The following is a 12,226-nucleotide window of genomic DNA, read 5'->3' as shown; positions in this document are numbered from 1 at the left end:
TGGTCAACGAATACCTGGTCTATCCTATTTATATACCCACCAACCTTAAACCAGAAACCGTACACTTATTATGAATATTCTTCTCCTCGGCTACGGTAAAATGGGCCGAGCCATCGAACAGGTCGCGCTCGAACGGGAGCATCAAATTGCGGGCCGTATCAATGAAGACAACTACACGGACCTGGAAAACCTTGAACCTGATGATGTCGATGTCGTTATTGAGTTCAGTTCGCCCGAATCGGCTGTCGACAATATATCATATTGCCTGAAACGGGGTTGGCCCATCGTTTGCGGTACTACCGGATGGCTCAGTCATCGGGCAGAAGTGGAAGCCTTATGCCATGAAACGAAGGGTGCTTTTTTCTACGCATCGAACTATAGCATTGGCGTCAACCTGTTTTTCAGACTTAATAAAACGCTGGCCCGGTTTATGCGGAACTACCCATCGTACCACGTCTCGATGACGGAGATTCATCATACCGAAAAGAAGGATGCCCCTAGTGGTACGGCTATTACGCTGGCAGAAGGCATACTGGAACAGTTACCCGCCAAACATCGTTGGGTAAGCAACGAAACGGGTAGTAGCCCGGAAAATGCGGGCGACGATACCATTGAAATAGAGTCGTTGCGGGAGGGAAACGTACCCGGTACGCATACAATCCGGTATGAATCGGACGTTGACCGGATTGAGATTACGCACCAGGCGCATAGCCGACAGGGCTTTGCCATTGGGGCTGTAGTGGCGGCCGAATGGCTGGCAGGAAAAGAAGGCGTGTTTGGCATGGATGACCTGCTGGGTCAATGATGACCGGGTCGCGGGGCCGATTATGAATTATGCAGGACAAGCGGTTCAATAAAATCGGTACATCTTCGTAATTTCGTCTTTAATTTATCCGTTTGTGATTAACAATCAATTACATAGCCAGCCATTTATCATCGCTTTGGTTACCCGGTCATAATTTATCATCAATCATTCATAATTAACCTACGTGTCGGAAGTAAAAACCAGAGCCGAAGTAAAACCGGCCAAAGCGAAGAAATCACCAATTCGGGAGTGGTTCGATTCTGTTTTATTTGCCGTTGTGGCGGCTACCCTTATCCGATGGCTGTTTATGGAAGCGTTTACGATTCCAACGCCTTCCATGGAAAATAGCCTGATGGTGGGCGATTTCCTGTTCGTTAGTAAACTGCACTACGGCACCCGGACACCCCGAACGCCTTTGCAGGTTCCACTAACGCACCAGAAAATATGGGGTACCAACATCCCGTCCTATAGTACGGCCATCCAGTTACCGTCCTATCGGTTGCCGGGGTTCACTCACGTTAAAAACGGGGATGTCGTCGTTTTCAACGTGCCCCCGAAATACCTCAATGATAATATTGATTACCCGGTCGATCTGAAAACCAACTACATCAAACGGTGCATTGGTATTCCGGGCGATGTGCTGGAAGTTCGGTTGCGTCAGGTATATATAAACGGAAAACCCTTTCCTACCCCGCCCCGCTCTGAACAGAAGTACTTTATCAAAACAACGGAAGTGCTCGATGAGGCTTTCTTCCGTAAATATGATATCGTTAACGATTACCGTGACCCCAGCCAGCCCACCGAAAACTGGAAACCGCTGGAACAGTATAACGACTCAACCAAAGCAACGGCCATGGTTGGGTACATGATTAACACCACCGAAAGTACAGTGGCTAAATTCAGGGAATTTCCCTGGGTGAAAGGAATCGAACCCATGGTTGATAAGCCCGGTGAAACATCGCCCATGATTTATGGTGCTCCTACCTTCCACTGGAATCACGACAATTTCGGGCCTATCACGATTCCGAAAAAAGGTGCTACTATCCCCATCAACGCGCAGACCATTGCGCTATATGGGACAGTCATTCAGCAATACGAAGGGAACGAGAATGTAGAAGTAGGTGCGGCAGACATCAAAATCGGCGGCCAGCCCATTACGTCCTACACGTTCAAACAGGATTACTATTTCATGATGGGCGACAACCGGGATAACTCGCTCGACTCACGGTTTTGGGGTTTTGTTCCTGAAGATCACATCGTTGGGAAAGCCGTATTCGTCTGGATGTCGCTCGATCCGAACCCCGCTAACATCTGGAATAAGATTCGCTGGAACCGGCTGTTCAGAACGGTCGATTGACGAGTTTCGCATAGCGATAAGTCCAAACCCCCAGGTTTGTTTACGTATTTCGTAGCAAATTTGGGGGTTTGTTATATGTCCCTATCCCTGCTTAATCCGTTTGTACAATAAGAATTTCACAGCCTCCTCATTTTTTCGGGTACCTGTACTCCTGTATTGAATCCATTTTTATTGATGAATGTCATAGCAAAAACAGCAAAGAAATCACATGATGGCAGTTATAGCTGGTTTTCAATTTTACTAATCCTGTTGCTGGTTCACGGAAGGGTTTACCCTGTTTTGGCTCAGGGAAAAAGTAGTCACACGACCGTTCAGAAAAAGAGCAGCAAGCGTTCTGTCAGTCCTAAAACACGAGTACCTGCTACTAAAAATACGAAATCTATACGAACGGCAAAGACTGTAAAGAGGACGAATACCACGCTGAATGTGCCGATGCTGGGATCAAAATACGCTCGTGTAACCGTAAAAGACCGTACACTGGCAGGCGCAGTTTATTACCTGGTTTCTGGTCATGGTGGTCCCGACCCTGGTGCCATTGGGCATTACGGTAAACACCCGCTAGCCGAAGACGAATATGCATACGACGTAACAATTCGACTGGCACGGGTTCTTATGGAGCATGGCGCAACCGTTTACATGATTGTTCGAGACCCAAACGATGGCATACGCGATGAACCTATATTGAAACTGGATCGCGATGAGCTAACCTATCCCAGCCAAAAAATTCCCCTAAGTCAGGTTAAGCGGTTGCGCCAGGGCGTAGATGCTATTAATAAACTACATCGAAAATACAAAGGAGCGTATCAGCGGATGGTCACTATTCATGTCGATAGTCGCAGTGAAGGCCAGAATATCGATGTATTTTTTTACCATCACGAGAATAGCAAAAGCGGCAAAAGGCTGGCCACGCATATTCATAAAAGCTTCCAATCAGGCTACAGACGTAGTCAGCCTAATCGAACCTACCTGGGTACCGTGTCGGACCGCAGCGCTTTATACGTGGTTAAAAATACGCACCCTCCCACCGTTTTTATCGAGCTGGGAAACATTCGTAACGCGAAAGATCAGCAACGGTTTCTGTTAGCCAACAACCGGCAGGCACTGGCAAACTGGATATACACAGGCTTGCAAACGGCTTACAAAACGCGCTGATTACACGATTTTTACCACTCTACCGGTGCCAGTCCCTTACTTTCCAGGTAGGCATTGGCCTGACTAAAGTGCTTGTTTCCGAACCAGCCACCATAATTAGCCGCCATCGGCGAAGGGTGTTTGGCCTTCAAAATCAGGTGTTTTTTTCCATCAATGACGGCTCCTTTCTTCTGAGCATAAGCGCCCCAGAGCATAAACACGACGTGCTGCTTTTCGTCGGAAATTAGCTTGATGACCGCATCAGTAAACGTTTCCCACCCTTTCCCCTGGTGAGAACCAGCCTGCCCGGCGCGAACGGTGAGCGTAGAATTCAGTAGCATCACCCCCTGCGTAGCCCAGCGTTCCAGATTGCCGGATTTGGGTACGGGCTTTCCCAGGTCGTCCTGAATCTCTTTGAAGACATTGATCAGAGAAGGTGGCTTTGCGATGCCGTCGGCAACCGAAAAAGCCAGACCATTCGCCTGACCCTCACCATGATACGGATCCTGACCCAGAATAACGACGCGGGCGTCATCAAAACTACAGGTATTGAACGCATTGAAAATCAGGCGACCGGGCGGATAAACGCGCTGATTGCTGTACTCGTGCCGTAGAAACTCAGCCAGTTGCGTAAAATAAGCTTTGTCGAATTCGGATTGCAGCCGACTTTGCCACGATTCGTCAATAGATACATTCATGAGGGAACTGATAAAGTGGTTAAGACATTATACGCCTACAAACGTTTTAACGTTGTTTACGTAAGTTTTTAGGCATAGTGCTTGTCTAACTGAAATAATCAACCTAATTTTCGTTCTAAGGTTGTAAACGATAGCAAATTTATGGTTTCCACAATCACAGAAGGCGTAAAAGTTAGCGTAAAGACGGAGTATCAGTCCAGTTACTCCAGCCCTCTTCAGGCTCATTACGTATTCACATACCGCATCACCATCGAGAACGCCAGCGATCATACCCTTCAATTGCTTCGGCGGCATTGGTTCATTTACGACTCCAACGGCACCGTTCGTGAAGTTGAAGGCGAAGGCGTAGTTGGGTTACAACCCGTACTGGAACCGGGCGAAGTACACGAATATGTATCAGGCTGTAATCTTCGTTCCAGTATTGGAAAAATGTCGGGTACTTATCTTGTTGAGCGCATTATTGACGGAAAACAACTCCGGGTAACGATTCCTGAATTCACGATGATTGTGCCATTCCGGCTAAACTGATGCTACAAAATGAATATTGTAAAATGCATTGAATAGGCAGTCCTGACTGAAAGGATTGCCGTATTATTGTTCATTATTCATTATACACTATTCATTTTGATTGCCGCTTACTTCCGTTACCTGAGTCGCGCCCGCGACGAGCATTCGCTTCATTCCCCTTTTCTTTACGCCTTATATACCGAAGTAATTCGGGCAAAACGTAGCCCAAAAAAAGTGTTTGCTCCGATCCGGGCGGCACGAAAACAACTTCGGCGGAGTCAGCAACGGATCACGATTACGGACCTGGGCGCTGGCTCTAAAGTAAATCCATCCCGGCAACGTACCATTAGCGACATTGCCCGCAACTCCCAGAAATCAGCTCGTTTCGGACAACTCCTTTTCCGCCTTGTCCAGCGATTTCAAGCGACAACTGTTGTTGACCTGGGAACATCGTTGGGGCTGACAACCGCTTACATGGCCGAAGCTACCAGGCCCTACGGTGGTCGTGTAATAACGTTTGAAGGGTGTGCTGAAACAGCCGCCGTGGCCCGGCAAAACTTTGAACAGCTGGGGCAGGAAAACGTAACCGTCATTGTAGGCAACCTGGACGAAACGCTGGCTACCGGCATTGCGTCACTTGGTCCGGTCGACTTCGTTTTCTTCGACGCCAATCACCGCTACGACCCGACCGTCCGTTACTTTGAAACGTGTCTGCACCACATTCATAATGACACAGTTTTCGTATTCGATGATATCCATTGGTCGGCTGAGATGGAGCAGGCCTGGGCGTATATTAAAAAACACCCTTCCGTCACCGTCACCGTCGATTTATTCTGGATTGGACTGGTCTTTTTCCGGCGAGAACAGCCAGGGGAAGATTTCACACTCCGTTTTTGACAGCAGGTAGCCGCCTGTTTACCAGCACAACGCTTCAGATAATTGCTTCAAACAGCCTTCTGTTCGGAGTTAATTTACCTGCTGTGGTTTTACCCGGATGGGTGGATGGCCAGGTGGCATGATTTATCCTGCCCGTCAATCCGTTATCCTTTGAGTAAAATTGATTTTCCGCTCCTTTTACCGGTACGATTCCTATAAAAGTAACGGCCCTTTCCTATGTACACCTTCCGGTTACTGCTTCCGCTTCTTTGTGTCATTCTTTCGTTGTCCGGCAGCCAATACGAACATCCCCTTTCCCCAATCAGACTGGTTCAGGATACAACCAAAATTGATCGGGAGTATGCGCTGGAAGCAACCATGCTCGGCTATTTTGCCAAAGATGGCGCCCGAAATCCTACCCTGAAAGCCAATAAAGGCGACCGGGTTCGCATCACCATTACCGATGGCGAACTCATGACCCATGACATTGCCCTGGAAAAGATGGGCCTGAAAAGCAAGTCCATTAACGAAAAGGGAGCCACCGCCAGCATCACCTTCACCGCCGACAAAAGCGACACCTACTTCTGCACCGTTCCGGGCCACCGGGCTGCTGGCATGGTTGGTCAGTTTGAGGTCGTTGAAGGAGCAATCGCCAATGTGGCCATTACGGGACAGTTACCCATGAAAAACGGGCAACCCGTCAACCTGAATTTCGAGACGGGTACGCTGAAGGACTGGGCCGCCACCGGCGATGCGTTTACTACCCCCATTTTTTCCGCAGACCCATCGCCCATTCATGAGAAAGACATGCACATCGGCTTCGCCGGAAACCATTTTCTGAGCAGTGGAGGGACAACAAACGCCAAACTCACCGGTACCCTCACCTCCGTCCCTTTTACCGTAACCCAGCCATTCGCATCCTTTCTGGTATCGGGTGGTGCGTTGCAGGATACCCGCGTCGAACTGGTACACGCCGGAACGGATAAGGTCATTTTTCACAGTACCGGGCAGGGCCGCGCTACCTTACAACCCGTTGTAGTTGACCTGAAGCCGTACATGAATCAGGCCATTTTCATTCGGATTATCGACAATGAAACCGGTATTTCGCAGATTCCCTACATCCCAAACGATAAATGGGCACACATCAATTTCGACGACTTCCAGTTCTATCCCACCCGACCTAACTTCCCCAACGAACTGAAACCGGCCGATATCATTATCCTGCCCCCGCTGGACCCCGTCCTGCACGCCGGGCTTTCCGGTAAGGAAGCGGCTAACGTTATGACATTACCTAAAGGCTTTACCATTACGCTGGCGGCTTCCGAACCGGATGTTGTGCGGCCTATTTGCTTCACCTTCGACCCGCGTGGCCGACTTTGGGTAGTAGAAGGGCATACGTATCCCGTTCCCGCGCCCGAAGGTCAGGGCAAAGACCGGGTGATTATTTTTGAAGATACCAATGGCGATGGCACACTGGATAATCGGAAAGTCTTTGCCGAAGGACTGAACCTGGTCAGTGGGATTGAGGTCGGAATGGGGGGAGTATGGCTCGGTGCGGCACCCTATCTGCTGTTCATTCCTGCCGATATTAATACAGATGTCCCAACGCCCGCCGGTCCACCCCAGATACTGCTCGATGGGTGGGGTACGCAGGACACGCACGAAGTATTGAACAGTTTCCGGTGGGGGCCTGATGGTTGGCTGTATGGCACCCACGGCGTATTTACCCACTCCAATGTTGGCAAGCCGGGCGCACCCGACTCCGAACGCACAAAGCTGAACGCAGGTGTCTGGCGCTTTCACCCCACCACGCACCAGTTCGAGCTGTTTGCCGAAGGGACCAGCAATCCTTGGGGGCTTGATTTCAACGATTATGGCCACGCCTTCATCACCGCCTGCGTGATTCCTCATATGTACAACATGATACAGGGCGGACGCTACTTCCGGCAGGGGGGCAAACATTTTAACCCCTATACCTACGACGATATCAAAACCCACGCCGACCATGTTCACTGGCTGGGTGAACGTGGTCCCCACGCTGGAAACTTCCGGTCGGCTTCGGCGGGTGGTGGTCATGCCCATTCCGGGGCCATGATTTACCTCGGCAATAGCTGGCCGCAGGAATACCGCAACGATATTTTCATGAACAATATCAACGGGGCGCGGCTGAACCACGACCACCCCGTTCGGGCAGGTTCGGGCTATATGGTTACGCACCGACCGGATTTTCTGGTTATGAACGACTCCTGGTCGCAGTGGTTGAATATGAAATATGACCCTAGCGGTTCCGTATGGGCCATCGACTGGTACGATAAAAACCAATGCCATAGCCCCAACCCGGATGTCCACGACAAAACGATGGGCCGGATATTCAAAATCACGAACGAGAATGACAAATGGGTTCGGGTCGATTTAGCCAAAGCGTCGGATAAAGAGCTGGTCAATTACCAGCTTCACCCCAACGAGTGGTATGTACGGCAGGCCCGAACATTACTACAGGAGCGTGGCCCGAACAAAAAAGTCCACAAAGCCCTGAAAGAAATGCTGGCCAAAAATCCCGACATTACCCGCAAACTCCGTGCGCTCTGGGCACTGCATGTCACGAAGGGAATTTCGGAAAAAGAGTTGACAGACTTGCTGACCCACGAAAACGACTACATCCGGAGCTGGGCTATTCAGTTGCTGGCGGAAGAAAAAACGGTTTCGCCCGAAGCGTTGAAACAGATGGCGATTCTGGCTAAAACGGACAATTCGGCCATGGTACGGCTTTATCTGACTTCGGCAATGATGCGCCTTCCACCAGACCAGCGATGGGATGTGATGGACGCACTCGTTCAGAAAGCGGAGGATAAAGATGACCATAATCTACCGCTGATGGTTTGGTACGCTACCGAACCGCTGGCATCAGTGGACGCGAAACGGTCCCTCCAACTGGCAGAGAAGGCAAAACTACCCAACCTACTGCCTTACACTGTTAAACGCATCGGGGCTATTGGTACGGACGAGTCGAAAAAACTGCTGAAAGATCTAAATGACCGGGTGGGTAAGCGAGACCATTCACCCGAAAATCATGAAGTTCAACGGCTGATTGCCCAAGTTCTGGGCGAATAAAAACCGAATGATGACAATGAACAAACCAACCATTACCAGCATCCTGCACCCGGTAGGCAGCCTATTGATGATTTATCTGTCAGTTACGCTGTCGCCTGGGCAATCGACGACCGGCGTTTCTTCCGGCGATTTTAAAAAAACGATACTGACCCGTGATTTTATTTCGGAAGGGGTAGCCGTTGCAGACCTGAATAAAGACGGGCGCATGGATATTGTGGCCGGTTATTACTGGTTTGAAGCCCCCAACTGGACCCGTCATGAAATGGCCCCGTCGCGCACCTTTGACCCACGAAAAGAATACAGTAATTCGTTCCTGAACCTGGGTATGGATGTCAATCAGGATGGTTGGGACGATGTAGTAGTCGTTGACTACCCCGGCAAACCCGGTTTCTGGTTCGAGAACCCAAAAAACAAGCAAGGGGATGTGGAGTGGGTGAAGCATATTATCGCCGATTCAACAGGCATTGCCAACGAGTCGCCGGGTTTTGTTGACATCGATGGCGACGGTCGGCTGGATATACTCTGTGGCGATAGGGCAAAAAAGCAAATAGTCTGGCTGAAACCCCCATCCAAACCCGGTGAAACGGAATGGAAACGGTTTGCCCTTAGCCAGGAGAATGTTCCGGGAACGGAGCAGTATTCGCACGGCATCGGCTATGGGGATGTTAATAAAGATGGGATCAAAGACGTGGTTGTTCGCGAAGGATGGTTTGAAGGAACGGCGGATAATAAATCCGGCAACTGGGTATTCCATCCGGCCAACCTGGGCGAACCCTGCTCCCACATGCAGATTCTGGACGTTAATGGCGACGGGAAAAATGACGTGGTTAGCGCATCGGCCCACGCGTTGGGGGTCTGGTGGCACGAACAGGTGACCGATGAGTCGGGGAAGCTCAACTTCAGAACCCACCTGATGAGCAACACGACTTCCCAAACGCACTCTTCCATTATGGCCGACCTGAACGGCGATGGCCGCGCTGACTACATTACCGGAAAACGGTTTCTGGCCCACAATGGCCGCGACGCCGGCGATGCTGACGCGCCCATGCTGATGTGGTTTGAATTTACGCCGGGTCAGGAACCCTACTACAAAGAACACCTCATTGATAAGGACTCCGGTGCGGGACTGAACATTGCCATACATGACATGAACGGCGACCGAAAACCCGACATCATCATCGCCAATAAAAATGGTGTTTTCCTGTTTGAGAACCAGCTTAAGAAGTAGGCTATCCGCTTCTGGCTATTGGTGTGTTTCAAAAATACTTTTTGCGCCTGATAGCCGCACATGACAGCTATGCATTAGTTTTTTCAGAGGAAAAAGCTTTTAGCCAGGCCTCAACAGGCAGGTATATAAACAATGTTGATTCAATGCCGTTTAATAGCGACTGAAAGTATATGTTTCTCACAAAATTCAGTACACTAAAATTTACAGTTATGAAAAAGGTACTTATTGCTGCTTCTATGTGTGCTCTGATGATGGCTGCACAAAACAGTTTTGCTCAGGCCACGCAGGAAGTGAAAGCAGCCAAGAAAGAGATGAAGGCCGAGAAGAAAATGATCAAGGCTGAGAAGATGAAAACGAACGCTGCTACCGGCAACGGAGTAGAAGTTGCTGGTGTTTCTGATCCAGCCACCCGGAATGCTAAAGCCGACCGGAAAATGGAGAAAGCGGAGAAGAAAATGATGAAAGGTCAAGCCAAAGAGATGAAAGGGGAGGCCAAGGAAATGAAAAAAGCGGCCAAAGATGTGAAGAAGGACGCGTCGAACTAGTCATTAGTTTTTCATAAAAACGGGGATGCCTGACTGCTAGTAGTCAGGCATCCCCGTTTTTGCTGTACCTTTTTGTAAAGCTGGTTGTCAACCATCAACTAATTTTAAACTTGTTAGATGGAATAAATTTTCTTTATGAATCTCTCTATTACGAAAATAGGCTAAAAATGACGGTGGGCAATTTGAATTGAGAAAAATTTAAACGTCATCGATAGTTCATCGAATTTATCGTTCCTAATCAAACAACACGTCCAGCATCCGCGCAAATTCCGCCTGAACGGGAGCGATAACACTTATTCCCTCCACCGAAACCGGATGCCTGAACGTAAGCTGTTGGGCGTGTAGCAGCATGGTGTTCATCTCGAAATTCTCCTTGAACAGCTTATTCTGTTTGTTGCAGCCGTGGGGCCGGTCGCCAATGATGGGGTGCAGGATGTGGGCCATATGTTTGCGCAACTGGTGCATCCGTCCGGTCGTAGGCGTTAACTCTACCAGCGAATAGCGGGATGTAGGGTGTTTACCAAGTGGCAACGGGATTTCGGTACGTTGCAGCGTTTTGATGTGTGTGACGGCATCCTGCGACACACCCGTTTCGTCGTTGCGGAGGGGGTAGTCGATGGTTTGCGAATCAGGCGTGTAGCCGCGCACGATGGCGATGTACGTTTTATGAACCTGTCCTTCCATAAACTGCTGCTGCATCACTGAGTTCATGGATTCAGAGAGCGCAAAGAGTAAAACACCACCCGTTTTGCGGTCGAGCCGATGAACGGGGTAGACCCGCTGCCCTAACTGGTCGCGGAGCAGCTGTACGGCAAACTCCGTCGCATCGCTGGCTATCGGCGACCGGTGGACCAACAGGCCATGCGGTTTATTAATGGCTACCAAATCATCCGATTGGTACAGAATAGACAACAAATCGGTAGCAGAACCATCCATGTATCCGTTATCGTCTAGCCAGCGCAACAATATCCTTCACTTCCAGAACCGTCTTTTCGTAACCAGGGCTAACTGACTTAATCATGGCGAGTGCCAGTTCCTGCAACGTGGAAAAGCCAGCGGGAAAAAGTGCCCGGCCAATGGGATAAATCCAGGCAATAAGCTTATAATAGCTCTTCACGTTTTTCAGACCGGGGGTTGCCTTCATAAATCCCGGCCTGAACATATAGGCTTTTTTGAACGGTAGCCGCAGAAGGGCATTTTCGGTTTCGCCTTTTACCCGGGCCCACATGCTGCTGCCCTGCTCGGTACTGTCGGTGCCCGTACCGGAAACGTAGCAAAACGTCATGTCCGGATTTAGTTTCGCCAGTACCTGGGCTGCGTGCAGGGTCAGGTCATACGTGAGTCGGCGGTATTCCGGTTCTTTCATCCCTACGGACGATACCCCCAGGCAGAAAAAACAGGCGTTGTAGCCACTCAACTGACTCTCAATGGGTGTCAGATCAAAAAAATCAGTGTGAATGATTTCGGATAACTTATAATGCGATACCCCACCCGGTTTTCGGTTGATAACCAGCACCTGCTCTACGTCAGCATCGTTCAGGCATTCGTGCAATACCCCTTCACCGACCATGCCGGTAGCTCCAGTTATAATGGCTCTTATTTTCATAGGCTGGTTGCCGTCGCGGTTTATTCTATTGAATTTGATAAATGTACCGGGTCACCCGACAGCATCCAAATGGCGGTAACCACAAAGTAAAACCAACATGAGTCATCCCGAATTTTGGGTGATGGCGAATGCGACCATCAGTGCGTTAGTGATGGCTGAGCGTAAGCGGTAAATCGGCACCAAAGCTTTTCGGTGCCGATTGCCTGTTCGGGGTACCCACCGTTTGAGAAAAAGAGGCACCCAATGGGGCCAATTCCTCAGTAACGACAACAAGAAGTCATACACCAAAGCGACCATCCCCAATAACTTCAGCCTGTTCTCCCAGAACCAAAGTCGAGGTGACTCCAGCCCCAATTCGGCTT

Annotated in this window: 11 protein-coding genes; 8 read left to right on the top strand and 3 right to left on the bottom strand. The window is 49.7% G+C overall.

Annotation, left to right across the window (positions count from 1 at the left end; all coding sequences use genetic code 11):
- The first annotated feature begins 70 nt into the window (after positions 1-70).
- The 3 genes from dapB to B157_RS0131630 all read left to right on the top strand — a co-directional run bounded on the left by dapB (position 71) and on the right by B157_RS0131630 (position 3,314).
- Positions 71-805 (top strand): 4-hydroxy-tetrahydrodipicolinate reductase, encoded by a 735-nt coding sequence (gene dapB, locus B157_RS0131640; RefSeq protein ID WP_020607312.1) that lies wholly within the window; start codon positions 71-73, stop codon positions 803-805.
- Positions 806-989: 184 nt separating this feature from the next.
- Entirely contained in the window at positions 990-2,162 is a 1,173-nt protein-coding gene (lepB, locus tag B157_RS0131635; RefSeq protein WP_020607311.1) for a signal peptidase I, read from the top strand.
- Positions 2,163-2,594: 432 nt separating this feature from the next.
- Positions 2,595-3,314: an N-acetylmuramoyl-L-alanine amidase family protein gene (locus B157_RS0131630; protein WP_157618661.1), complete on the top strand. Its 720-nt coding sequence runs from the start codon at positions 2,595-2,597 to the stop codon at positions 3,312-3,314.
- Between the two features lie 11 nt (positions 3,315-3,325).
- Here the strand turns inward: B157_RS0131630 and ung are convergent, their stop codons facing one another.
- Positions 3,326-3,991 carry a uracil-DNA glycosylase gene (gene ung, locus B157_RS0131625; protein ID WP_020607309.1) on the bottom strand — a complete coding sequence of 222 codons (666 nt, stop codon included), beginning with the start codon at positions 3,989-3,991 and terminating at the stop codon, positions 3,326-3,328.
- A gap of 141 nt (positions 3,992-4,132) precedes the next feature.
- Between ung and apaG the strand changes: the two genes are divergently transcribed.
- The 5 genes from apaG to B157_RS0131600 all read left to right on the top strand — a co-directional run bounded on the left by apaG (position 4,133) and on the right by B157_RS0131600 (position 10,258).
- Positions 4,133-4,519 carry a Co2+/Mg2+ efflux protein ApaG gene (apaG, locus tag B157_RS0131620; RefSeq protein WP_020607308.1) on the top strand — a complete coding sequence of 129 codons (387 nt, stop codon included), beginning with the start codon at positions 4,133-4,135 and terminating at the stop codon, positions 4,517-4,519.
- Positions 4,520-4,615: 96 nt separating this feature from the next.
- Complete coding sequence (locus tag B157_RS0131615) at positions 4,616-5,395, top strand: O-methyltransferase (RefSeq protein WP_020607307.1); 780 nt, start codon at positions 4,616-4,618, stop codon at positions 5,393-5,395.
- A gap of 216 nt (positions 5,396-5,611) precedes the next feature.
- Complete coding sequence (locus B157_RS0131610) at positions 5,612-8,485, top strand: PVC-type heme-binding CxxCH protein (RefSeq protein WP_020607306.1); 2,874 nt, start codon at positions 5,612-5,614, stop codon at positions 8,483-8,485.
- A 67-nt stretch (positions 8,486-8,552) separates the two neighbouring features.
- Positions 8,553-9,713 carry an FG-GAP repeat domain-containing protein gene (locus B157_RS0131605; RefSeq protein ID WP_245565378.1) on the top strand — a complete coding sequence of 387 codons (1,161 nt, stop codon included), beginning with the start codon at positions 8,553-8,555 and terminating at the stop codon, positions 9,711-9,713.
- Between the two features lie 209 nt (positions 9,714-9,922).
- Positions 9,923-10,258, top strand: coding sequence for a hypothetical protein (locus B157_RS0131600; protein ID WP_041952379.1), 336 nt, complete (start codon positions 9,923-9,925; stop codon positions 10,256-10,258).
- 234 nt (positions 10,259-10,492) lie between these two features.
- Here the strand turns inward: B157_RS0131600 and B157_RS0131595 are convergent, their stop codons facing one another.
- Both B157_RS0131595 and B157_RS0131590 read right to left on the bottom strand, forming a co-directional pair.
- Positions 10,493-11,194, bottom strand: coding sequence for a pseudouridine synthase (locus B157_RS0131595; protein WP_020607303.1), 702 nt, complete (start codon positions 11,192-11,194; stop codon positions 10,493-10,495).
- A 7-nt stretch (positions 11,195-11,201) separates the two neighbouring features.
- Positions 11,202-11,864: a Rossmann-fold NAD(P)-binding domain-containing protein gene (locus B157_RS0131590; RefSeq protein ID WP_020607302.1), complete on the bottom strand. Its 663-nt coding sequence runs from the start codon at positions 11,862-11,864 to the stop codon at positions 11,202-11,204.
- Between the last annotated feature and the right edge of the window lie 362 nt (positions 11,865-12,226).

The sequence above is a fragment of the Spirosoma spitsbergense DSM 19989 genome (assembly GCF_000374085.1).
In the GTDB taxonomy this organism is placed as follows: Bacteria; Bacteroidota; Bacteroidia; order Cytophagales; family Spirosomataceae; genus Spirosoma; species Spirosoma spitsbergense.
The sequence above is the reverse complement of the archived record's forward strand: the minus strand, read 5'-3'. Positions and strand labels throughout refer to the sequence as shown.